At 31.5% G+C, this 26,239-nt stretch carries 20 protein-coding genes; all 20 read left to right on the forward strand.

The features are described 5' to 3' along the window. The 20 genes from ACXIHB_RS12180 to ACXIHB_RS12275 all read left to right on the forward strand — a co-directional run bounded on the left by ACXIHB_RS12180 (position 1) and on the right by ACXIHB_RS12275 (position 26,217). The gene (locus ACXIHB_RS12180) at positions 1–1,746 is read left to right on the forward strand and encodes a NupC/NupG family nucleoside CNT transporter (protein WP_462098336.1); all 1,746 of its coding nucleotides are present in this window, start codon (positions 1–3) and stop codon (positions 1,744–1,746) included. Between the two features lie 105 nt (positions 1,747–1,851). Then, the gene (locus ACXIHB_RS12185; protein WP_047790313.1) at positions 1,852–2,034 is read left to right on the forward strand and encodes a hypothetical protein; all 183 of its coding nucleotides are present in this window, start codon (positions 1,852–1,854) and stop codon (positions 2,032–2,034) included. A gap of 114 nt (positions 2,035–2,148) precedes the next feature. After that, positions 2,149–2,973, forward strand: coding sequence for a thymidylate synthase (locus tag ACXIHB_RS12190; protein WP_047790312.1), 825 nt, complete (start codon positions 2,149–2,151; stop codon positions 2,971–2,973). A gap of 64 nt (positions 2,974–3,037) precedes the next feature. Continuing rightward, positions 3,038–3,223: a hypothetical protein gene (locus ACXIHB_RS12195; RefSeq protein WP_047790311.1), complete on the forward strand. Its 186-nt coding sequence runs from the start codon at positions 3,038–3,040 to the stop codon at positions 3,221–3,223. Between the two features lie 18 nt (positions 3,224–3,241). Then, positions 3,242–3,727, forward strand: coding sequence for a dihydrofolate reductase (locus ACXIHB_RS12200; RefSeq protein ID WP_462098337.1), 486 nt, complete (start codon positions 3,242–3,244; stop codon positions 3,725–3,727). 56 nt (positions 3,728–3,783) lie between these two features. Beyond that, the gene (gene gldA, locus ACXIHB_RS12205; RefSeq protein ID WP_239178558.1) at positions 3,784–4,677 is read left to right on the forward strand and encodes a gliding motility-associated ABC transporter ATP-binding subunit GldA; all 894 of its coding nucleotides are present in this window, start codon (positions 3,784–3,786) and stop codon (positions 4,675–4,677) included. A gap of 282 nt (positions 4,678–4,959) precedes the next feature. Continuing rightward, complete coding sequence (locus tag ACXIHB_RS12210) at positions 4,960–5,535, forward strand: Pvc16 family protein (protein WP_047790308.1); 576 nt, start codon at positions 4,960–4,962, stop codon at positions 5,533–5,535. A 6-nt stretch (positions 5,536–5,541) separates the two neighbouring features. Next, positions 5,542–6,612: a hypothetical protein gene (locus tag ACXIHB_RS12215; RefSeq protein WP_462098338.1), complete on the forward strand. Its 1,071-nt coding sequence runs from the start codon at positions 5,542–5,544 to the stop codon at positions 6,610–6,612. Between the two features lie 29 nt (positions 6,613–6,641). After that, the gene (locus ACXIHB_RS12220) at positions 6,642–8,591 is read left to right on the forward strand and encodes a phage tail sheath C-terminal domain-containing protein (protein ID WP_462098339.1); all 1,950 of its coding nucleotides are present in this window, start codon (positions 6,642–6,644) and stop codon (positions 8,589–8,591) included. 44 nt (positions 8,592–8,635) lie between these two features. After that, positions 8,636–9,082, forward strand: coding sequence for a phage tail protein (locus ACXIHB_RS12225; protein WP_047790305.1), 447 nt, complete (start codon positions 8,636–8,638; stop codon positions 9,080–9,082). Further along, positions 9,082–9,519: a phage tail protein gene (locus ACXIHB_RS12230; RefSeq protein ID WP_047790304.1), complete on the forward strand. Its 438-nt coding sequence runs from the start codon at positions 9,082–9,084 to the stop codon at positions 9,517–9,519. Before ACXIHB_RS12225 ends, ACXIHB_RS12230 begins: the two co-directional genes overlap by 1 nt. 1 nt (position 9,520) lies before the next feature. Further along, positions 9,521–9,682, forward strand: a complete 162-nt coding sequence (locus tag ACXIHB_RS12235; RefSeq protein ID WP_164505160.1) for a DUF5908 family protein — start codon at positions 9,521–9,523, stop codon at positions 9,680–9,682. After that, positions 9,682–10,368 (forward strand): CIS tube protein, encoded by a 687-nt coding sequence (locus tag ACXIHB_RS12240; RefSeq protein ID WP_462098340.1) that lies wholly within the window; start codon positions 9,682–9,684, stop codon positions 10,366–10,368. The genes ACXIHB_RS12235 and ACXIHB_RS12240 overlap by 1 nt, the downstream gene beginning before the upstream one ends. After that, a complete protein-coding gene (gene vgrG / locus ACXIHB_RS12245) occupies positions 10,369–12,114 on the forward strand; it encodes a type VI secretion system tip protein VgrG (RefSeq protein ID WP_462098341.1) in 1,746 nt (581 codons plus the stop codon). A gap of 4 nt (positions 12,115–12,118) precedes the next feature. Then, a complete protein-coding gene (locus ACXIHB_RS12250) occupies positions 12,119–12,409 on the forward strand; it encodes a PAAR domain-containing protein (protein WP_462098342.1) in 291 nt (96 codons plus the stop codon). 2 nt (positions 12,410–12,411) lie between these two features. Next, positions 12,412–12,825 (forward strand): GPW/gp25 family protein, encoded by a 414-nt coding sequence (locus ACXIHB_RS12255; RefSeq protein ID WP_281980627.1) that lies wholly within the window; start codon positions 12,412–12,414, stop codon positions 12,823–12,825. A gap of 8 nt (positions 12,826–12,833) precedes the next feature. After that, positions 12,834–16,010, forward strand: coding sequence for a baseplate J/gp47 family protein (locus tag ACXIHB_RS12260; protein ID WP_462098343.1), 3,177 nt, complete (start codon positions 12,834–12,836; stop codon positions 16,008–16,010). Further along, positions 15,998–19,198, forward strand: a complete 3,201-nt coding sequence (locus tag ACXIHB_RS12265) for a YegP family protein (protein ID WP_462098344.1) — start codon at positions 15,998–16,000, stop codon at positions 19,196–19,198. Before ACXIHB_RS12260 ends, ACXIHB_RS12265 begins: the two co-directional genes overlap by 13 nt. A gap of 45 nt (positions 19,199–19,243) precedes the next feature. Beyond that, complete coding sequence (locus tag ACXIHB_RS12270; protein WP_462098345.1) at positions 19,244–24,355, forward strand: hypothetical protein; 5,112 nt, start codon at positions 19,244–19,246, stop codon at positions 24,353–24,355. Continuing rightward, a complete protein-coding gene (locus tag ACXIHB_RS12275; protein WP_462098346.1) occupies positions 24,355–26,217 on the forward strand; it encodes a contractile injection system tape measure protein in 1,863 nt (620 codons plus the stop codon). Before ACXIHB_RS12270 ends, ACXIHB_RS12275 begins: the two co-directional genes overlap by 1 nt. Positions 26,218–26,239 lie beyond the last annotated feature (22 nt).

Genomic DNA, 26,239 nt, shown 5'->3' on the forward strand with positions numbered 1-26,239 from the left:
ATGAAGAAACTATTTACTTTCATAATGCTTTGCGTTACGATGATAACTTTTGGCCAAAGCATTGAAAAAAAGTGGAATTTCTCATCAATTACAACAACAGAAGGAGATTCAATTGTTTCTATAGATCCTACAGATATTCTTACTTTATCAGAAGGAAACTTTACATACTCTTTAGTAGAAAAAGATAGTTTACAAGCTTCAGGAAACTATATTCATCAAAACAACTTATTAATTTTTAACTACAAGCAACCCAACGATACAGTTCGTTATTACAACGTGGTTGAATTAACAGATGAAGTTTTAACTCTCTCAGAAAAAAACATACTATATAATTTCACAACAGAACCAATAGTTGTTTTAGGGAAAGACGTTGAAGAAGTAGTCAGTAAAACAAAAAAGATAATTCCAAGTCAAGGTTTTTCGATGCAAAGTTTGTGGAGAGGAGCTCTAGGGATGATAACATTACTAATTATTGCTTTTTTATTTAGTGCAAACCGAAGAGGTATTGATTGGAAAACAGTAGGATTAGGGTTGGCTTTTCAGTTATTAATAGCAATTGGGGTTTTAAAAGTTCCTTTTGTTCAAAAAACATTTGAGCTAGTTGGAGGCTTGTTTGTAAGTGTGTTAGACTTTACAAGAGCAGGAAGTGAGTTTTTATTTAGCGGTTTAGTTGCTGATATGGATTCTTTTGGATTCATCTTTGCTTTTCAAGTACTACCTACCATTATATTTTTCTCGGCATTAACATCAGTATTGTTTTATTTAGGACTAATACAAAAAGTAGTAAAAGGCTTAGCTTGGTTATTATCTAAGTTTTTAAAAATATCAGGAGCTGAAAGTTTATCAGTAGCAGGAAATATTTTCTTAGGTCAAACAGAAGCACCTTTATTAATTAAGGCATACTTAGAAAAAATGAACCGTTCTGAAATCTTGTTAGTAATGATAGGAGGAATGGCAACCGTAGCAGGAGCAGTATTAGCAGCTTATATAGGGTTTTTAGGAGGAGATGATGAAGCGTTACGCTTATTATATGCAAAACACCTATTAGCAGCATCTGTAATGGCAGCACCAGGAGCTATTATTATTTCCAAGATATTATACCCACAAACTGAAGAAGTAAATACAGATGTACAGGTTTCATCAGAAAAAATTGGTTCAAATATTTTAGATGCTATAGCTAATGGAACAACTGAAGGCTTACAATTGGCAATGAATGTTGCAGCTATGTTATTAGTTTTTATTGCTTTTATAGCCATGATAAATGGTATTTTAGGAAGTATAGGAGGTTTTGATGGAATTGAATATTTTGATTGGAAATTTACTTCCTTGAATAAATTAATTGAAGGAACTACACCTTATGATGCATTGTCATTAGAATTTATTTTAGGTTATGCTTTCGCTCCTTTAATGTGGTTAATTGGTGTTGCTAAAGAAGATATGGCATTAATGGGACAGCTATTAGGTATTAAATTAGCTGCAAGTGAGTTTGTAGGATATATCCAGTTAGCTGATTTAAAAAATGCAGCAAGCGCTACACATTTAACCTATAACAAGTCAGTAATTATGGCTACGTATATGTTGTGCGGTTTTGCCAATTTTGCTTCTATAGGAATTCAAATAGGAGGAATAGGTTCTTTAGCACCAGGTCAACGTAAAAATTTATCTGAGTTTGGAATGAAAGCCCTAGTTGGAGGTACAATTGCTTCGCTAATGTCTGCAACCATAGCAGGGATGATTATAGGATAAAAATAAAAGGTTATAGGTAATTGGTTGTTTTTTAACACAATAGTTTTGTTTATTCTTTTTTTTTGATATATTTATACCAATATTAACCCCCAAATTAAATCTATCATGAATAAACTTAAAAGTTTAAAAGGAATTAAAGTGTTATCAAAAAATGAGCAAAACCAAGTTAGCGGAGGTCGTTATACCTATTGTAAAGGTACACGCATGTGTTGTACAAGATTTGCAAATGGTCAAGAGTTTTGTGACTACGGTTACTGTCAAAGTAACGGAACTTGCGTTTGGGCATAGTTATAGTTGATAACTTATTAATATAATTTTAAAAGCATCTACATTTTTTGTAGATGCTTTTTTATTTTTACGTTGTTAAACAGTTCAAGAATTTTAACGATTAAAAGCAGAAGGATGAAGCAGTATCACGATTTAGTAAAACACGTTTTAGAAAACGGAAACGAGAAAGGAGATAGAACAGGAACAGGAACTAAAAGTGTTTTTGGATATCAAATGCGATTTGATTTAAGTGAAGGGTTTCCTATGGTAACAACTAAGAAGTTACACCTAAAATCGATTATTTATGAATTACTATGGTTTATAAAAGGTGATACAAATATTAAGTATTTGCAAGAAAATGGTGTACGTATATGGAATGAATGGGCTGACGAAAATGGTGATTTAGGTCCAGTGTACGGACATCAGTGGCGTAATTGGAATAGTGATGAAGTAGATCAATTAAAAGAAGTCATTGAAACCTTAAAAAGTAATCCAAACAGCCGTAGGATGTTAGTGTCAGCATGGAACCCTTCTGTGTTACCAGATACATCAAAGTCATTTGCAGAAAATGTAGTGAATGGTAAAGCAGCACTTCCACCATGTCATGCCTTTTTTCAATTTTATGTAGCAGATGGGAAACTTTCATGTCAATTATACCAACGTAGTGCAGATATATTTTTAGGAGTTCCTTTCAATATTGCATCGTATGCTTTATTTACAATGATGGTTGCTCAAGTTTGTGGTTATGAAGCAGGAGAATTTATTCACACATTTGGTGATGCCCATATATATAATAATCATATGGAGCAATTAGAGTTGCAATTATCACGTGAACCAAAACCTCTTCCTAAAATGAAAATTAATTCAGCCATAAAAAATATTGAAGATTTTACTTTTGAAGATTTTGAATTGGTTGGTTACGATCCGCATCCTCACATAAAAGGAGTTGTGGCAGTCTAATTTAACTTTATTTTATATATATTGTTTAGTAGCTTTGTAAGAAATCACTAAAAAAGTTATAAAAATGAATATAGACGTTGATGTTTTAAAAGAAGATCTCTACGATAAAATAGCCGAAATTAATGATGAAAATGTGTTAAAAGCAATCCACACGTTGGTTGATAACATGAAAAATGAAACTTTTGAAGAGGCTACAACAGAGAAAAGAGATCTTACAGGATATATTAAAGAATGGGTGAAAAATATGTAAGCCACACAAACTAAACTTATGATTACACTCATAGCTGCAATTGCAAAAAACAATGCTTTAGGGAAAGATAATGACTTAATTTGGCACTTACCTGCCGATTTAAAACGCTTTAAAAAAGTTACTACAGGGCATCCTATTTTAATGGGACGAAATACTTTTGAAAGTATTGGAAAACCTTTGCCTAATCGTACATCTATAATAATTACTCGAAACAATAATTACTTTGTTGATGGCTGTTTAATGGCTAATAGTATTGAGCAAGCTATAGAGTTGACTGAAGGAAAAGATGTATTTATTATAGGTGGAGCACAAATTTATAAGGATGCTTTAGAACAAAATTTAGTTGATAGGTTAGATATAACTCTTATACATCACGAATTCGAAGCAGATGCTTTTTTCCCTGAAATAAATATGGAAATATGGAAAGAAGTAGCAAGGGAAGATTTTAAAGCTGATGAAAAAAATAAATATGACTATAGCTTCGTTTCTTATGAGAAGCGTTAACTTTTGTTATCCTAAACTTGTTTTAGAATTTCATCCTTATACTCAGAAAACTCAAAATGTCAATACAACTTACTGAAATATCAAAAACTTACGGAACACAAAAAGCAGTAAATAATATTTCCTTTTCAGCAAAAAAAGGAGAAATAGTTGGTTTTTTAGGCCCCAATGGAGCTGGGAAATCTACAACAATGAAAATCTTAACAGGGTTTATTCAGCCTTCAGAAGGAACTGTATTGGTAAGTGGAATTGATGTAATATCAAATCCTATTGAAGCACAAAAAAAGATAGGTTATTTACCAGAGCATAATCCGTTGTACCTGGATATGTATGTGCGAGAGTATTTACAGTTTCAAGCATCTCTACACAATATAAAAAACTCTAAGGTTAATGAGACTATTGAAAAAGTAGGGTTAACGATTGAAGCACACAAGAAAATTAATCAACTATCTAAAGGATATCGCCAGAGAGTTGGTTTAGCTGCGGCTATACTACATGACCCAGAAGTGTTGATTCTAGATGAACCAACAACAGGATTAGATCCAAATCAATTAGTTGAAATACGTCAATTAATCAAAGAACTAGGAAAAGATAAAACAGTACTACTATCTACACACATTATGCAAGAAGTAGAAGCAATGTGTGACAGAGTTATAATTATTAATAAAGGAGAAATAGTAATTAACAAACCTATTTCAGAACTTAAAACAGATAATGAACAAGTAATTAAAGTAACGTTTGATTATAAATTAGAAGAACAATTTATAAAACGCTTACCTAATATAGTATCGTATAAAAACACTCTAGAAAATAACTGGATACTTGTTTTTAATTCAAAAGAAGATATGCGTCCAGTAATTTTTGACTTTGCACAAGAAAATGGGTTAAAAATTTTAGGATTAAATACCGAAAATAAAAACTTAGAAAGTTTATTTAGAGAGTTAACTCAATAGAAAAATAACAACCTAAAAAGAAAGACTCCTTGCATACATTATGTAAGGAGTTTTTTGTTTTACTTACTAGGTATCTCCAAAATTTAAGCCTTACTATTTAAAAAAGTAAGGGTGATTTCCCCCTTTTTACTACCTGTAATTCTATTAGAAAATATTTAGGAGAAACTACTTTTTTAAAAGAGTTTTTCATTGCGGTTACTCTTGGGAAGAGCGATTAATTTTACAATGTCTGATTGCTAACCCTTCAATCTACAAGCAAAACTAACCAAACTTACTATTAAAATGATTTTTGAAATATTACAAATCATTACCGAAGAATTAAATGATTATTTCGATGAAAAAGCTGTAGACCTATCAAATATAGCTATGGCTGACGGAGATGGAAATTCCCCAGCAAACACTCCAGATATTTCATTAACATTAATCAATACACAAGAAGAATTTGCGCTAAAAAATACTTCTAATAATCGTGTAGAAGGAACTACAGTTAGTTACAGAAACCCAAAAGTATATTTAAACCTTTATGTTTTATTCAGTGTAGATAAATCCAGTTATGCTGAATCTTTAAAGAGTTTAACAAAAATATTAGCCTTTTTCCAGGGGAAAAAAGTATTCACACATCAAAACACCAACTTTGAAGGTATAGATGGGTTAGGAGACTTAAAGACGTTTAAGTTTATTACCCAACTATATACACCTTCTTTTGAAGAGTTAAATTATATATGGGGAACCTTAGGAGGTAAGCAATACCCATCTGTACTTTACAAAATAACATTACTAGAAATAGAAAGGGATGTTGTAACTAATGAAGGAACAGTAGTCTCAGGTATTGAACAACAATCAATAATTAAAAATTAAAAGATTATGTATAAAACACTGTTCAATATCAATATATACCACTCTTACTTCCTAAACGAAGGAGAACGAACTTTTTTCGAATTAAATGGAGGAAATAATGGAGTAACACCTCTTACAGAAGAAGAAAAAAAACGTTTAGAAGAACAATATGATATCAGCAAGTTTCTATCAATTCAACCTACTGAAGAAACTAGAAAAAGTTTAAAAAATCACAGACTATTACTTAGAAACCATAAAAAGGGAGTTCGAGTACTAACAGAAACAATAAAAGTAACTACAGAAGAAGGAAATCAAGAAGTAGATAGATATAGTCCAATAATTACCTTATCTGATTCACTAACGTTAACTTTTTACTTAAAAGTACACCATCCTTATTTTGAAAATTTTTCAGACATAATTGAAAAGAAGGAGGAGCAACTATATTACTTATCAAACAAAAGTTCCTCAGCAATCAATTTATTTGAAGCAATTTCAGAAGTAAAAAAATGGAGCTCATTTTTGATTTCAGATAGCGAAACAAGAAAGCTTTTACATCAACTAGAAAGAGAAAAGGAGTTTGATACAACTACGCCAAACTTAGTAACTATAGCAAACATTGATATTTCAGAATTAGATGTTATAGAGACTAAAATAACGAACGCCATTCCTCTAAATGAAGAAGAGCAAAAGGTGATAGTTGCCATCAATTCTTTTGTGCAAAGAATTAAAAATAATGGGGTAATAGGTGTTGTTCAAATCCAGATATCAGGAGACAACAATACCAATTTAACAGAGGAAGTATTAGCCAAGAATGAAGAAACAGAAGTCTTTGACGTATCACAACAATGCTTGCTAAAAGAGTTTCCTGAGTTTACTATTTGCATTGAAAATAGGAATACATTTTGGCGTTACACAAAAAGAAGTGAAAACCTTGTAATGACTACGTCAGAAGAAAAACCATTGACACTTAATGGGCGTGTAGAAGTAGATAAACAAGACGTTATACCAGAACCACAAGAAGATTATTATTTCCCTAATCCTACTCCTGAAAGTATTAAGAAAGAATCACAAGATTATTATTCGGAAGTATTTATATAAACAAAAATTAAAATTTAAAACAAGTAATTATGTCAGCGTACAAAACACCAGGAGTCTACGTAGAGGAAATTGTAAAGTTTCCGCCTTCGGTAGCTCAAGTAGAAACAGCAATTCCAGCTTTTATAGGTTATACTGAAAAGGCAACCAGAAAAGTAAAAGGAGATTTAAAAGGAACACCTACACGAATCAGCTCTATGTTAGAGTATGAAATGTACTTTGGTGTGGCAAAAGCAGAAACAGGCATTGAGGTAACTGTAGAAGATGGAAAAGTGTCTGTAGAAGCTCCAAATAGTGCAGAAAAGTCACCTTTTTTAATGTACTATAGTTTACAATTATACTTTGCCAATGGAGGCGGTCCTTGCTATATTACTTCTGTAGGTAGGTATGGTGAATCAAACTTATTAGATGGTAACGATTCGCAAGTAACAGCCATTACTTCCGATTCAGATTTTAATGATGGATTAGCTGAAGTAAGAAAAGTAGATGAAGTAACTTTAATAGTGTTTCCTGATGCAACTGCATTAACAGATGATACCACTTTTTACAGCCTATATAACTCAGCGTTAACGCAATGTAATGAATTACAAGACCGTTTTACAATTATAGATACTAGAACCTATGATACTATAGACGCTTCTTTTCCAAACGTAGGCATTTTAAGAGATAGAATAAGTTCAGACAAAAATTATCTTAAATATGGAGCCGCTTATTATCCATTTATAAAAACTATTCTAGATTATAGTTATGATGAATCTTCTACAAATGTTACAATAAGTACAGCGTTACCCAGAAATATTCAAGCAGAAGCTCAGTTGATTGCAACGGGAATAGATACGACCGATTTATCTACTTTTTTAACAGAGATTGTAGCAATATCTACTACTGTTGATAATCTGTCTGGGCCCGATGAAAATACAGATGCAGTTGCCGAAGTTCCTAATATAGTAGCAAGAATTAATAGCATTAAAAACTACTTAAGCAACTTAGAAGTTGAGTTGAACAAAGCATTAAATTTGGCAAGAACAGATGGTGCTGCAGTTGCTGAAGCAAATGCTTTAGACACTTGGATAACTAATGAGATCGAAACATTACAGCTAGAATTAAATAAAGTGAAGGATCGTCTGAATGACGATGATTCTAAAATTACAGTTTTCAATGAAATCTCAGAAACTACAACAAACAATCCTTCTTTACAGAGAGCTCTTGGAATTCATAATGGCTCTACAGACTCTATCGTAGATAAAATTAACACATTAATAGCTTCAGGAGAGCTTAATGATTTAATAACAAACTTACCTACATCTAGTGGAAGTGCCACAGTAAAGGCGTTAGATGTTATAAAAACTGAAGATGATGCTCTTTATAATCAAATAAAAGCTGAAATATCCAACCTACCATTAATATTACCTCCAAGTAGTGCCATAGCAGGTGTTTATGCAAGAGTTGATTCTGATAGAGGTGTATGGAAAGCACCAGCTAATGTAAGTTTAAATTATGTAATTGAGCCAACCGTTAACATTTCTCACGAAGCACAAAGGGACTTGAATGTAGATACAGTAGCAGGTAAATCAATAAATGCAATTCGATCTTTTGTAGGTAAAGGAAATCTAGTATGGGGAGCGAGAACCCTTGCAGGAAACGACAACGAATGGAGATATGTATCTGTAAGACGTTTCTTCAACATGGCAGAAGAGTCAATCAAAAAAGCAACAGAACAATTTGTTTTCGAACCTAATGATAAAAATACTTGGGTACGTGTAAAAGCAATGATTGATAATTTCTTAACACAACAATGGAGAGCAGGAGCACTTGCAGGTCCTACTCCAGAAAAAGCATTTTATGTAAGTGTTGGTTTAGGAGAAACCATGACAGCTCAAGATGTTTTAGAAGGAAATATGATCATAGAAATAGGTATGGCAGTAGTACGTCCAGCTGAATTTATCATCCTTAAATTCTCTCACAAAATGCAAGAAGCATAAGTAAACTAACTAACCAAAAAATTATAAATAAAAAATAAAGAATCATGGCAGAATCATATCCAATGCCAAAGTTTTCCTTCGAGGTAACCTTTGGAGATACGAAATTTAATTGTACAGAAGTATCAGGGTTAAGTTTTGATAATAAAGTAATAGAATATCGTGGAGGAGCAGATAAAGAATACCACAAATCAAAACAACCAGGATTGTTCGAGTATAGTAACATTACTATGAAGAGAGGAACCTTTGTAGATGAAAGTAAACAGTTTTATAAACAATGGGCTAAAACAGTTTATTTCCAAGAAGGAGGTGAGCAGTTTAGAGGAGACTTAACCATTAAATTATTAGATGAGACTGGGCAACCAGCAGTAGTATGGGAAGCTCAGAATGCTTATATCACTAAAGTACAGCCTACAGACTTAAAAGCTGATGGTAATGAAATAGCCATTGAAACTGCTGAATGGGCAATTGAGAAGCTAAAAATGTCATCGTAATGAGCTATCATCCACCAGTAGGATTTAGTTTTAAAGTAGAGTTTGAAGATATCTCAACTTCAAGCGGCGACAACTCATTTCAATCAGTTTCAGGTCTCACGGTAGACCTTGAAACTGAAGAAATAGCCGAAGGAGGAGAAAATAGATTCAAACACAAAATACCTGTACGTTCCAAATACCCAAATTTAGTACTGAAAAGAGGGATGCTTGTAGACTCGGAAGTAATCAAGTGGTGTAAAAAAGCTTTAGGAAACTTTGAAATACAACCCGTAAACATCAATGTAATGTTATTAGGAGAAGACGAACAAGCCATACAAACTTGGAATGTAAAACATGCATATCCTGTAAAATGGAATGTAGGTGACTTTAACGCTGAAGAAAGTAAACTGGTTATTGAAACACTTGAGTTAACCTATAATTATTTTAAAATAGTATAAGATGCCTATAACCATCAAAGAATTACATATTAAGATTAATGTGGATGAGAAATCAGAATCACAAGGAAAAACAAGTGGATCAAAAAACGGAAATACTGCAGCTATAGTTTCAGCATGTGTGGAAGAAGTAATGGATATTCTTGAAAGGCAAAAACAACGATAATGAGTCAAGGAGAGTTAAAAAAATTAGTAATAAAGGCCTATTCTGACGATAAGTTTAAGGATGAAGTAGCCAATGGAGAGTTTACAACACTTATAAACCCAGAAAAGTATATGATTGCTTATAAGCCAGAATATACTGAAGAGCAAGGGCAAGGTACAAGTGGTTCTCAGCCTAAGTTTACAAGAATACCTCCTCAAGAATTAGATTTAGATCTGTTGTTTGATAGTAGTGGAGCCATTGACGGAAAAAGTGATCTAAAAGATGGAATCATAGATAAAATAGAAGCATTCAAAAAAATTGTATTCGAATATAAAGGAGAGGAGCACAAACCTAACTATTTAATGATTAAATGGGGAGCTCTCCTTTTTAAAGGCTCTTTAGTCGATCTTTCTATAGAATATAAATTGTTTGCACCAGATGGAACACCATTACGTGCCAGTGCAAAGCTTAAGGTAAAAGGTACTATTGATGATGATTTAAGAGTAGCAAGGGAAAATAATCAATCACCAGATTTAACACATTATCGTAAAGTAAAATCAGGAGACACTTTGCCACTTATGTGTCATCGTATTTATGGAGACTCCAAGTATTATTTGGAAGTAGCTCGTGTTAATAAAATAATGCAGTTCAGGAAATTACAACCTGGGAAAGAAATTTTTTTTCCACCCTTACAAAAATTCGCATAAATGAATAATACAGGAACTATACAAACTTCAAAAAGTGCCGATTTAGTCACTTTTAAAATCTTGATTGGAGGAGAAGAACTTTCCAAACAATATGAGGTGAAAAATATTACTGTTTCAAAAGAAGTAAATAAAATACCAACGGCTCAAATTATTTTAATTGATGGAGAAGCTTCACAGAGAGATTTTAAATTAAGTAATGAAGAGTTGTTAATTCCTGGAAAAGAAATTGAAATTACTGCAGGTTACCATTCTGATGAAGAAACCATTTTCAAGGGAATTGTTATCAAACATAATCTAAGAATTAGAGCCAGTTCAGCACAGTTAATTGTTGAATGTAAAGATGAAGCGGTAAAAATGACCGTAGGTAGAAAAAGCAAATACTTCTATGAAAGTACCGATAGCGACATTTTTGAAGAAATTATAGGAAAATATGGTTTATCTAAAGATGTAGAGGCTACCAATTATAACCATGCAGAATTAGTACAATACAATGCGTCAGATTGGGATTTTGTGGTTTCAAGAGCACAAGCAAATGGGAAACTGTGTTTTGTGGATGATGGAACTATAATCGTAGCCAAACCCAACGTCAGTCAGTCAGAAATTGAAACCGTAACCTTTGGGGGTTCGTTATTAGACTTTGATGCAGAAATTGATGCTCGTCATCAAGTAAAAAAAGTAGCTGCTTATAGTTGGAATCATGCCGACCAAGAAGTAATAGAAATTGAAGGGAAAGACCCAAATGTAAGTTTAAACGGAAACTTATCTGTTTCAGATTTAAACAAAACGATAGGTTTAGAAAGTATGGAGTTACGACACGGAGGTGTTGTTACCGATACCGAACTGCAAGATTGGGCAGATGCCAAATGGTTATTTCAACAATTGGCAAAAGTAAGAGGACGTGTAAAGTTTCAAGGAATCCCGTCGGTGAAACCAAACACTATCTTAAAGCTAGAAGGTGTAGGAGATCGATTTAACGGAAATGTATATGTAACAGGAATTCAACATGTAATTTCAGAAGGAAATTGGGTAGTCAATGCACAGTTTGGATTATCAACAGAGTGGTTTTCTGAAACCTTTGAAATCTCAGCAAAACCAGCTTCAGGATTATTACCAGCTATTCAAGGCTTACAAGTAGGAATTGTTTCTCAATTAGAAGAAGATCCTGATGGAGAAGATAGAATTCTGGTACAAATTCCCATAGTAAATAACGAAGAAGAAGGTATTTGGTGTAGAGTAGCTTCATCCGATGCAGGAGAAAATAGAGGCATTTTCTTTCGTCCTGAAATAGGAGATGAGGTTATTGTAGGGTTTATCAATGATGATCCTAATGATGCTATTGTTTTAGGAATGTTGCATAGTAGCGCAAAACCATCTCCAATCACAGCAACCGATGATAATCACGAAAAAGGAATCATTACAAGAAGTGAAATGAAGGTATTGTTTGATGACGACAAAAAAATAATCACCATTGAAACACCCGCAGGAAAAATGATTACGCTGGATGAAGATGAAGGAGCCATAACGATTGAAGATGATAACTCTAATATAATTACGATAAACAGCGATGGAATATCAATGGAAAGTGCTGGAGATATTTCATTAAAAGCGTCAGGAGATGTAACTATTGAAGGAACTAATGTGAGTATAGCAGCAAATGCAGAATTTAAAGCAGAAGGCAGTGCTGGAGCAGAAGTTTCAACAAGCGCTATAGCAGTTTTAAAAGGCTCATTAGTTCAAATAAATTAAAAAAATGGGGAATCCAGCAGCAAGAATAACAGACATGCATGTATGCCCAATGGTAACAGGAACGGTTCCTCACGTTGGAGGACCAATTTTACCAGCAGGAGAATCTACCGTATTAATTGGAGGATTACCAGCAGCTAGAGTAGGTGATATGGCTACTTGTACCGGACCACCAGATAGTATAGTGGCTGGTTCAGGAACAGTATTAATAGGTGGAATGCCAGCAGCAAGAATGGGAGATAGTACTTCACATGGAGGAACTATTGTGTTAGGAGAACCAACAGTTTTAATAGGATAATAATGGAAAATAAAAAAGCATTTTTAGGAATAGGTTGGGGTTTTCCGCCAGAGTTTTCAAAAGATCTAAGTGAAGTCATTATGATTTCTGAAGAAGAAGACATTAAAAGTAGTTTAGAAATACTGTTAACTACTCGATTAGGAGAACGTGTTATGCTACCTAATTACGGTTGCAACTTACAAGAGCTTCTTTTTGAAAAGTTAGATAGAACGCTAATAACCTATGCCAAAGATTTAATAGAAACAGCAATTTTATATCACGAACCTCGAATAGATGTTATCCGTATTGATGTTTCAGAAACTGATCCTTTAGAAGGAATGTTGGTCATAAAAATTGAATATAGAATTAGAGCTACGAATAGTAGAACCAATGTGGTTTTCCCTTTTTATAAAGGGGAAGGAACCAATATAAACTAAGATATATCATGAGTAAAATCATATCTAACATATTACAACGAAGTGGAACAGGTCAAGAGCTACGATACATTGAAGCATTGAATCCTGAAAATTTCGAACTTCACGATTTTACTATAGAAGATTGGATATTGTTTGCCTATAATTTTGCCAAAAAGCTAAATTATTTTCCTACAGAAAATCACGAAAAAGCTTCAGGAGATTGGCAACATTTTTTCAAAAAACTAACCACTGACAATATCCCTTTTAGAGGAACAAGAGAATACAATAAATTAAAAGAGAATATTCAGACAACTCTTGAGGGGTATACCCAAGAAGGAAAATTAAGTCCGCACTTAACTTTATTCGTGTGCTTTTTAAAGTTATTAGAACTTTCAAAAGAACGATTTAACAATTTAACCAAACGTCACTTAGATTTTTATTACAAAGAAATACTTCAAGTTCAAAAAAGAGAACCAATTCCAGATCAAGCACATGTAATTTTTGAACTAGCTAAAAAAATAACGGATGAACGAATAGAAGAAGGCACTTTATTGGATGCGAAAAAAGACAGTCTTGGGAATCCGTTAGTATACGAAACAGAAGAAGAGTTAATTGTTAATAAAGCATCAGTAGGAGTTATAAAAACAATTTATAACAACAACACAGCAGAATTAAAAAAGATAAAAGTAAGTGAGGTAGCAAATACGAAAGATGGGATTGAAGAGGAATTACCAGAAGACGAACCATATTGGTACCCTTTTGGGTATCCAGCAAGTGAAAAGAATGCTACTGAGTTGCCAGATGCTGAACTTGGGTTTTCTATTGCTTCACCGATGTTGTGGTTACAAGAAGGAGATAGAACAGTAACGGTTACTATTAAGTTTAAAAACAATTTTGAAGAATCATCTTTTGAGGTAAGTGAATTAATCCCAACCATTCAGCTTTTTGGAAGTGGAAATGAAAAATGGATAACACCAACATTAATCGCAATTAACCATGTGAACGAAGGTAATTTGGAAATTACCAATGAAGTAAGTTTTACATTTACATTAGGACTTGATTCAGAAGCGTTGGTAGCATATAATGAAGAGTTTTTACTTGAAAAATACGATACATCATATCCATTAGTTCGTTTTGTTTTTGATGTCTCTAACACGAAAGGATATGATTTTTATAGGTTGTTGGCAGGTAATACACTTGAAAAAGTAACTATAAAAACAGATGTCAAAGGAGTAAAATCAGCAACCGTTGAAAATGATAATGGAGTGGTAAGAACTAAAAAACCATTTCACCCTTTTACTACACGTCCTATTGAAGGATCTAATTTTAGTGTAAGTTATAAAGAAGCCTTCTCAAAAAAATGGAAAGATTTTAAAGTAAATCTACGTTGGAAAAATACTCCAGAAGATTTTAAAGAATGGTATCAAGCATATGTAACATCATCAAACTATTCATCAATCAATAAATATATTGATGTACTCAATAAAAATATAGATGAAAGAGCCTTATTGGTGAATAATGAAACGCATTTTAAAGTAGAAAAACGATTATTACACGTTGCGGGAGAAGCCAATGAAACTGTAGGAGAAATAAAAAATCTCTTTATAAAAGAGATAGATGAAGAAACTGATGAGGTAAGCTATACGGCAGAGTTTGAAGTAGAAAATAATGCAAATGCTTATGAAATAGGAAAAGCAGAAGCCTTACAACTTAGTTTAGAGCAATCCTTTTTACACGAATTATACTCTAAACTTTATGCATTAGCAGTAAGTGCAAATGATAAAGATATTATTTTTCCTAATGAACCTTACACTCCTTTGGTTGAATCAATTTCTGTAAATTATTCAGCAGAAGAAACGATGCTTCTGGAAAAAATGGATTTAGAAGGAAATCGTATTCAACTGTTTCATGAACATCCTTTTGGGCAACATGAAGAAAATTACGCAGAAAAAAAGTATTTACAAGAAGAAAAAGGAATTGTAGATCTTTTTGATAAAGATGTTATTCAAACCACACTAGTGCCAAAATACTGTGTAGGAGGTCACTTATTTTTAGGAATAGAAAATGTAGAGCCTCAGCAAAATCTTTCACTGTTAATCCAAGTATTAGTAGGAAGTGAAAACCCACTAGTAGAAAGTTTTGGAGAAAACGAAAAGATAAATTGGTCGATATTATGTAATAATAAATGGAAAACGTTAGAGAATAATATCATTTCTAATAATACAGACAACTTCTTAAAATCAGGAATTGTTACGTTTTCAATACCTAAAGAAGCTACTTCAAATAATACATTATTACCATCAGGCTATACTTGGATTAGAGCCCAGATGAATAAGTCATATGATGCAGTATGTAAAGCAATTGGAATTCACGCTCAAGCAGTATTGGCTACCTTCAAAAATAATGATAATGAGGTAAGCCATTTAAAAAACGGGTTGCCTTGTGAGACCATCAAAAAAATGGTGACACGCATTCCGCAAATAAAATCAGTTTCACAGCCTTACAATGCATTTGGAGGAAGCACAGAAGAATCTGATGCTAATTTTTATAGAAGAATAAGCGAGCGTTTACGTCACAAAAACAGAGCTATAACTTTATGGGATTATGAACACTTAATTCTTCAGGAGTTCCCTGAAATTTATAAAGTGAAGTGTTTAAATCATACTTCAGAAACAAGTTTTACAGCAGCAGGGCATGTTACTTTAATTGTGGTGCCAGATACCGTAAATAAAAATGTATTTGATATTTATCAACCAAGAGTTAGCAAAGCTACTTTAAATAGTGTTACGAATTATATCAATTCATTAAACACCTTGCATGTAAATGCTGAAGTTATCAATCCTAATTATGAAGAAATAACGATTGGTTTAGAAGTTAGTTTTTATGAAGGATATGATGAAAACTATTACACAGAGCAGCTAAAAACTGACATCACAAAATTCCTATCACCTTGGGCGTTTGACGAGACCAAAGAAGTAACCTTCGGGATTATGCTGCACAAAAGCATATTGATTGACTACTTAGAAAAACTGACTTATGTAGATTATTTACAGAATGTAACCATGAATGGTGATGCCAAGGTGTACAAAATAGAACCAAGTAATCCAAAATCAATATTAGTATCTGCTAAAACACATAATGTAAGTACTGTATTAACTACCTGTAAAGGAACTAAAAAAATCATAGAACAAACATGTCAGCTATAAATGAACATATCAATATACCAAAGAATATATCTACCAAAGATGACTTAGATTTTTCTTTTTTAAGAAAAGAAGGAATCTCTTATTTGGAAAAATTAGGAGGTAAGTTATGGACTGACTTCAATTCACATGATCCAGGAGTTACTATTTTGGAAATGTTGTGTTATGCCATTACGGATTTAGGAATGCGTATTGATACACCATTGGAAAACTTATTAGCATCCAAAGATTCGAATTTATCGCTACAAGCACAATTTTACAAAGCTTCAGAAATTTTCCCAACCAAACCAGTCAATGAATTAGACTATAGAAAATTGTTTATTGATTTAGAAGGAGTAAAAAATTGTTGGCTACGAATTTATGACAAACAAGTGTTTGTTGATTGCAAGAATAACAAATTAAGCTATAAAAAGTTTGAAGACATTCTACCAGAATTTCAAAAAGATTTTAAATTAAAGGGACTGTATTCTCTATTAGTTGATTTAGAAGAAGGTTATACAAAAGAGCAGATTTTTCCGAATATCAAAACAGCTTATCATGAGAATAGAAATTTATGTGAAGATTTAATAGAAATAAAAGAAGTAGACACGCAACCGATTGCTATTTGTGCTAATGTTGATGTAATTCCTGAAGCAGATGAAGAGTGGGTATATGCTAATATTTTATTCCAAATAGAAAACTACCTATCTCCATCTTTAAAGTTCTATTCAATTCAGCAAATGCTAGATAAAGGGTATGCAACTGATGAGGTTTTTGATGGACCTATTTTAAAGAATGGATTTATAGATGTAAAAGAACTGAAAAAAGCAGAATTGAGAAAAGAAGTGCGTCTTTCAGATGTGATGAAAATTATCATGAACATTGAAGGGGTAAAATTAATTAAAGACATCTCTGTAGGTTTTTGTGATGAAAATATAGTCCAAGAAAATAAATGGGTAGTTTGTATTGACCCTGATAAAAAACCTGTGTTATGTGAAAAGAGTACGTTTAATTTTAGCAAAGGATTCCTTCCTCTCAACTTAAACTATGATAGAGTAGATGAGTATTTAAAACAATTAAAAGAAGATGAAATAGAATCGCAACAAATAGCAGATGAAGACAAGGTTTTATCGTTGCCAAAAGGAAGTTCAATAGGAGCTAACGAGTACACTACTATTCAAAATGATTTCCCGGATACTTATGGAATCGGTCAAGAAGGATTAGCCGTACATGTTACGAATGAAAGGAAAGCAAAAGCAAAACAATTAAAAGCCTATCTAACATTTTTCGATCAAATCTTAGCAACCTATTTCAAACACTTATCAGAAGTAAAAACATTATTGTCTATTAGCGGACAAGAAACGCGAACATTTTTTACACAAGCGATAAAAGACATTAAAGATTTTGATGAGCTTATAAGTGAATATCCACAATCAAATGATGATGAATTAACAAAGCTTTTATTCAATCAGTTTGATAACAATGTGGAACGCAGAAATTCTATTTTAGATCATTTGTTAGCGCGTTTTGCAGAACGATTTGGAGAATACACATTTATTATGAAAGCGTTGTATGGAACAGCAACTGATGAAATTGTACTATTAAACAAAGAAGCCTTTTTAAAAGATTATAAAGTGATTAGTAGTGAAAAAGGGCTTGCTTTTAACTATTACAAACAAAACCAAGATAAATTATGGTATACAAATAACGTATCTGGATTTCAAAAACGAATAGCACGTTTAATGGGGATTTCCAATGAGAAAAGAAGATATTTAACGGAAACCAGTGTAGATATTTATGAAGTATCAGAGGGTAGTAACAGATATAGATGGAGATTAAAAGATACTAATGGAAACATATTACTATCAGCAACTGAAAACTATGCTAAAAAAGTTTTAGCTATTGAAGAATTATACTTTGCAGTATTACAAATTGTGCAAACCAAGGAAAAAGATATAAAGGAAGCTTTTGAAGAGGATATTACAAATAATATGCAAATTGGATTCATAAGAATTCATGAATCTACACCATCAAAACCTTCTATTCCAGTAAAGTATTCTTTTGATGTTATCAATCCAGAAAAGCCAAAGAGTAGTTCTGATTACATCATTGCAAAGCAATACAAATACTATACTAACATCAATGATTTAAAAGAAGCATTGTTAGAGATAATTTCTTTTCTAAAAAAAGATTTCACAGAAGAAGGAATGTTTTTAGTAGAGCATATGCTATTGCGCCCAGATGTTACAGAGTCTTATGTTGAAATATACGAAGAAATAGAAGGAAGCAATACCTATCGATGGAAATTACGAGATAATGATGGAAACATCTTGTTATCAGCCCAAGAAAACTATGCAAGTGAAAAAATTGCAGTAGAAGGTTTCTATTTAATTACACAGCAAGTTTTACAAATAAAAGAAATTGATTTAGAGAGAGCATTTAAAAAAGATATTGTAGATAAAAAGAGAGTTGGGCACATAAGAATCCATAATGCTACATTATCAAAACAACCAAATTCTGTAAAATATTGGTTTAATATAGTTAACCGTGAAAAGCATGAAGATAACAGTGAATCGAGTCTTGCAAAGTCAAGTGAATATGAAAATAGGAACGCATTAAAGAATGCTTTAAAGAAACTTCTCTGCCTACTAAAAAAAGATTTTTTAGAAAAAGGGATTTATAATGAAGAACAGATGATTTTACGACCAAAAAACACGAGTAACAAAATAGAAAACTTCCTACCTATTTGTGCAAAAGATTGTGAAGATTGTGGAACGATTGATCCTTATTCTTATAGAGTCAGTATTGTTTTACCAGGATATACATATCGTTTTTCAAACCCAGATTTTAGACGCTATATGGAAGATGTTATCAGGCAAGAACTTCCATCTCACATTTTACCGAGAATTTGTTGGGTAGGAGAGAGAAAAGGAACTGTTGCAGATGAAGAAAACGATTTGTTACAGTTCGAAAACGCATACAAAACATACTTGTATACAAAAACAAACTTAGAACAAAAACAACCTTTAGAAAATAACGAGCTGTTAGATTTAATACAAGCTATACAGCAATTAAATACTATCTATCCATCAGGGAGATTAACCGATTGTAATGCAGAAGACGAAGCATTAGAAGGAAGAATTATACTAAACCAATCTAGTATAGGAAACATACAATCAGAAAAAGAAAATAATAACGAAGAAAACTCATAAAAACAGTACGTGTTTATTTATTAACACAGCCAAAACATAATACGTATGGAAACGACTAACCTGAAACTAAGAGAAATTACAACTGAATATAGTAAGTTTAATGCTAATCAAGTGTTAACAGAAACACAACTCAATACATTTATCGACTATTTTGAAGATCAAAACCGTTTGTCGAGACTAGGCTTAAGTGGTGTTGGAATAGCCTGTGGGTTTCAGGTAACTCCAAAATTCACTACAGATAAAACAGCGGTGTCGAGTATTGAAATTACTCAAGGAGCAGCGGTAACTACTGATGGAGATTTAATTCAGTTTTTTGATTTAATAAAAGAAAACATAAAATCAAAAAAGTTTTCATTTTACAAAAAATTTGAGGATACCGACGGCAAATACGAGCGTTTTAGGAATACTCAAAAAAAGCAATATAATTTATGGGAATTACATAGTGAAGAAAATGAGTCGCATACCCCTTTAATTGAGTTTCCAGAGATACAAAAAATGGCTGTTTTATTGTATCTCGAACAATATCCAAACGAAGACGTATTATGTAATAAACTAACATGTGATAATCAAGGTATCGAGCAGATTAATAAGCTACGAGTATTACTTATAAGTATTGAAGACTTAGAAGCTATTGCATCAAAAGACACTATTTTTTTAAAACACAATTGGTATAAAATTAATGATGAGTTACCTGTTGTAAAAGCAAAAAGAGTGGTGTTAAATGAGAAAAACACCAAAACATTTTCAGAATTAAAAGCTCAGTTTGATAGTGTAATTAAAGACAAAAGTATAAGTGTAGATTTAATTGATGGTTTTGATACGATATTCTCAAAATTTCAAAAATCATCAATAACTACTAAAATAAAAGCATTATTTAATTATAGTCCGTTTGCTATTCCATTAGATTTTCAATACAGGTACGATGTTATCAAAGATTTGGTAGATACGTATAATGAAATTAAAGAACTTTTACTTCATATTAATGTAAACTGTTGTCCAAATATAGGAGCTTTTCCAAAGCATGTAATGTTAGGAAAGTTGGAAAAAGAAACAGCATATCCAGAATTACGTCACCGATTTTATAAATCAACTATTGTAGGTCATGAAAATGAAAACCTTCAAAAAATACAGTTATTAATTAATAGAGCAATTGCTATTTCGAGTAATTATATAGGAAAAACAAAATCAGAAGATGTGGTAATAACCCCATCAAAAGCATATACTCCTTTAAGCGACAAAGCAATTCCTTTTTATTACAACGTTTCTTCACAGTTTTTAAAGAATTGGGATTTTAATAAAACAAAAAACTATAGAGACAACCAAAATTTAAGCTATCAAAAAGAGAATCTTAAAAAATCAGAAGCAATTCAAAGCCCATTATCATACAACATTGATAACAATGATTTTTATAGAATTGAAGGGCATCAAGGAAAAATGTATCGCGAAGCACTAGAGAAAATTTTGGACGATAAAAAAAAATACGGATTAAATTTTGATGTAAAAACACTTTCCATTAATACTACGAAACAAAACATCAATATTAATAATTATGAATGTGAGTTTGAAGACTTAAAAATGTTGTTGAACGCATGGAGAGCAGAACAAAATTGCATTTTATCAGAAGTAAGTAAAACATTTTCAGCATTCAAATTAACCAATCCAAAGGTTAACATAGTCGTAGATAGGTTAATTCCATCAAAAGATAAAAGAATAAGTGCAACTGAAGAAGTAGCAGCGGACACTGCTTTTATGGACAAAGAAGTAATAAATAAAATGAAGTTTCTTTCTAAGGAAGAAACTAAAAAACGAGAAACAATATATAAATACAATAAAACTGTTTTAAACAAATACCAAGACTATCTGATTAATAAAGAAAATATTGTAAAAGAAAACTTGACGAAAGATGAAGACTCAATAGGCTATTTAATAGATCGTGTAATAGGTAAAAATAAAGAAGGATCCGCAAGTGATATTATTGTTGAATTGAATAAAGAAACCGAGGCGATAAAAGAAAAAGAAGTTTGGAAAGAAGAACCAACACTTAGTGATTTTATATTAACAGACCTTACAGAAACCTTAGTTCATACGTATATTTTAGACACAAAAATACCATTAAACATAAGAGATATAGATAGTCTTGTGCTAACAAGTTATAAACTGACAATAGCAAAGCTTTGTAAGAAAGTAAAAAACCTACAAGCAAAGTACAACAGTACCTCACTGGAAGTTTCAACCAAACAAATTTTAGGTTTATTAATTAACCAATTATCTATTGTTTGTTGTTCAGGAAAAAAGTTAGAAACACTACTTTTAGAAATAGAAAAAAGAAAGAAAAAGATTTTAGAAAGAATACAACTTTCAGAATTTGTAAAACAACATCCAGGTCTTGAACATAAAGCAGGAGTTATTCCAGGAGGAACTTTTGTAATGGTATACGTTACCGAAAATGCAGCAGATAAAAATACGTTTGATAACGTAGTTCTAAATGTTGTATTTAAAAATCAACCAGTAACTTCAGATAAAGAATTAGACATTACAAATAAGTTTATAAACTCGAAAGATTTAGCTTTCAGTAAAGATGAGATTAGTTATAGAAATGGAGGAATAATAAAGTTATGGGATAAAAGTTCAACCATAGAATTTTCATTTGTGGATGGACGTTATTTTAATTTTAAAAAGAAAAGATTTTTTGATCAGGATGTAGTTTTGGTAGGTAAAACATTAGCAGAAACAGTAGGTAATTTTACAGCTTTTTTAAATAGAACTTGGTCTAGAGCAGGAATGTCTAAATTACTTAATGCAGAAGAAACAGTTATAAACGAAGACGGTTCTGTAGGAATGCGTATTACAATTAAAGACCATTTAGTACCTAAAGACGAATACTTTTTACAGCTATATAACCCTGTTGTTTTAGAAACCAACAAGCGATTGTATTTCGACGAAAACGAAGTAATTCGTGAAAACGAAACGTTAAAAAACACGGTTGTAGCAGACTTTTCGCTACCATATATGTGTTGTTCAGATTGTGCTCCAGTGAATTTCATAATTCCTAAAGAACCACCATTTTTAAGCTTGCCAGTAAGTACTATTTGTTTGAAAAAAGATATAGAAATTGACTCTTTACTATTTACTGTAAGACCATTAGATGGAGAAGTAAAAGCAAATGTGCCTGAAGGTGTGGAGTCAGGAGTTTATTTAGATGAAGAAGATAAAAGATGGAAAATTGATGTAACTAAAATAGATAAAAGCTTATTAGGTAAACCAATTAAATTTATGGTTAATGATGAGCCTACAGATTGTGAACTTATTGTATATCCAGCATTAGAGTTATTAGTTGAAGTAGAACAACCTATTGAATATAATGAGAATAAATCGAAAGCAAGAGTAACCTATGTGTTACATTGGAAAGACACTGATTTTGTAAATGCTAATTTCTTTAATAACATCAAGTACTCTTGGGACTTTATGGGAGATGGTACCAGAGTGGAACGTACACCTATAAATAATAAAGTTTTTCAAAATTATGGATTGCCAATTGATGATATAAACAATGAGATACACCCAGGATTGAAAATTTCATTAGGACCATGTTCGAAAGAAATACCTATAAATCCAATAAAATTTGATACACTAACACCATCTGAATTAGCTATTCAACCATCATATTGTATCGATTTTACTAAAGAAAAAACAGCAAGAATTCCATTTACGAATGTTAATGGAACAATAACCATTGCAGATGGAGCCATAAATGGAGTAACGATTGAAAACAATGAACTAGTTGTTGATGTAGCAGTTTTTGAAAATTATGGTCAAATAATTGAGTTTTTAGAAGATGGGCAAACAACCAATGCAAGAATCACGATTCATGAAGTTAAGCAAATAAGTATTTCAGAACGAAGTGAATCGAGATTTATATGGAAAGATGGACAATTATTTTATGAAGCAGCTTTCGAAGCTATCCTTCCAGAAGGAGTAAAACCAGAAGGGTTAAAATTCAATTGGAGTGTAAATGGTATTGAGTCGGGAGCTGAACTTTTTAATCCTAAATTATTAGTTAAAGAAGGAATAGAAAATACATATACAGTAACACTTACAATTACTGATGGTAATGGCTGTTTTTCAACTGCAAAGTTTACAAAGACTATTGCATTTCCAGAGTTTACAATAAACATACCAACCACTTTTTGTTTAAGTGATAAAGAGTCTTATCCTGTTGCAGTAAGACCAAAAATTGAAGGAGTACAACTCACAGGTGGAAATGTAAAGTTTAATGAAGAAACAAAATTATGGGAGTTTGTACCAGCTAATTCTGGACTAACTAATTCAGGAACTGTAAGTATTGGTATTGTAGGAACATTTGTAACACAAACAATAAACCTTACAGCAACACCACAAGCAAGTTTTACACATAGTTTTGATTCAAAAACTAGAATAGTATCATTAACAAATACTTCAGAAAAGGGAGACGAGTATGTTTGGGTAATTAATGGAGTTGAAAGAGAACCTCAAATAAAAAGAACAACAATAACAGAAGACCTGAGTAATTTTGATGGAGATTCAGTAAAAGTCTCTTTAACGGTAGCAAGTAAGTGCGGAGAGCATACAACAACAGAAGTTATAGAAATAGGAAAAATACGAGATAAAACCTGTGAAGAAATAACAAAAGGAGCAATTGACAATTACTATAAATCGAATAAATTTAGTATGAATGATGGAATTGTTGGAAGTAAGGTTAACATGACTGTAGTAGTTCCTACAAATGATATATATATAAAAATAATAGACGATAAAAGCAATTCTTATTTAACAGGAAAAAACAACAATCAATTAACTGAACTGTTTTTAGATTTATTAAATAATACGTGGATGCTTTCTTTACAGAACGCTGATAATAGAACGTTACTTGTAAAATATTATAAAGCACAGGTAAGATTATTCTTTAATATTCTTCATTGTCAAAAGCAAACAGTTTTAGAGTCAGATGAAATCAAACAAGATCTTCAAGATTTGTTAATTGAAATTAACACAGGGTTTACGGAAGGACAAATAAAAAAAGAAGAAGCTTTATTAGAGTTTTTAAGAAAATGTTCAGTAGAAATTCAAGCCGAATACATTTCTAAGTTTATAAAAGAAAACTTAATACAAACCGTATAATGGCTGCCCTAGAACATACCATACAAAAAGTATTTGTTGAGGTAAATACGAAAAGTAAAAAAGTAGCAGAAGAGTGTAAAAATACTATCGAAAACTTTTTACAGAAAGAAGTATTTCCAGAAATAGAAAAATATTTTAACTCTCAAGAAATCGAGTATGAAGCATACATTCAACAAATAGAAAATTTAAATATTGAGGTTAATATATCTAATAGCAATACATCTATAAACGATAGCAGCACAAAGAGAGAAATAAAAGAACAACTTATAACAAAGCTAAAAGCAATTTTTAAAGCACCAGAATTGCACAAAGTAATTATAAAAAAGGTTACTACAACAGAATCTAAATTAGATACTTTTTTTCACTTTTTGCAACACGGTACAACAGCTTGGTGGAATCAAAAAGAAGAGAATAGTTTTACAAAAAAGATGTTGTTTGAAATAACAGAAAGTCAATTTTTTGAAGAACGTTTTTTAAAGTCATTAAGAGATCAAGTTCAACAGAATAGATTAATTCAACAGTTTAAGACTGACGAGTTACAAATATTATTTCTAAGTATTTTTAATAAACCCAAAGGGTATGAACCATTTCTAGCAACCATTAAAAAAATTGATTTTACAAACCGTAAGATAGAAAATAAAATATGGGAATTTTTTATCAAAGCAATAATAAATAATGATTTTTCAAGAATAGTAGATGAAGTTCGAGAAGAAATAATAACATTAAAAAGAACAACATTTCTAAAGGATTATACAGAAGAGTTAATGTTTTTTTTAGGAGAATTGATTTTGGAAAGCACAATATTTAAAAATCAAATTAATGTTAAAAAACTAAAAGAGCTTGGGATTAAAATTGATAAAAATAAACTTGAAAATGTTGATAAAAAACATCAAAAGGTAGAAGAAGGAAATATAAAAGTTTCTGAAGGTTTTGATAAAAATCATAAAAAAGATAAAGAAGTAAATACCATTCAATCAAATAAAATAGACTTTGAAGTTACCAACCATGGTCAAGATATAATTAAGGAAGGAAATTTAGAGAAGAATAAAATTGTAGATGAAAAATTAACATTTAAAAATAAAGAAATAAACAGTCTTAAATTACCTATTTCAGTTGAAGAAAAAGGGAATAAAAACAAAAAAGAAACCTTAAAGAAGCAAACATCATCAAAAGAAAAAAGTAAAGAAGTAAAAGAAGAATTAAGAATAAAAATGCAAGCGAAGAGTAAGAATCCTTATGAAAATAAAGAAGTAAACTTAAAAACGGATAAAATTACTGAAGACCAAAAGAGAGCTGAATATAAAAGGAGACATCAAGAAGCGTTAAAAAACACTTTTTCAAGCAAAAAAGAAGTTGTAAGCGAACCTACATCACATCTTATAAAAAATGCAGGACTAATCCTATTACATCCCTTTTTAAAACAGTTTTTCAATTCATGTGGTTTTTTAGATAAAGAGAATAAAATTATCAAACCCAATGAAGCAGTTCACTTACTACATTATGTAGCAACTAAAAAAGAACAACAGTTTGAAAACAATTTAATTTTTGAAAAGTTTTTGTGCAACCTACCCATACAAAGTTCTATTGAAAGAAATATAGTATTGAGTGATGAACTTAAAGAGAGATCAGAAGAATTGTTAAGAGCAGTACTTCAAAATTGGTCGGTTTTAAAAAGCTCTTCAAATGACCTATTGCGTAATGAGTATTTACAAAGAGAAGGAAAACTAGATTTAACTAAAGACAACCCCAATCTAACAGTTGAAAGAAAAACACAAGATATTTTAATAGATACCAAATTACCATGGAATTTAAGCTTATGTAAACTTCCTTGGATGAAGGAATTAATCTTTACGAATTGGTAAAATATAACTAAAACTTTAAAAG

The sequence above is a fragment of the Tenacibaculum sp. IMCC1 genome, from assembly GCF_054906355.1.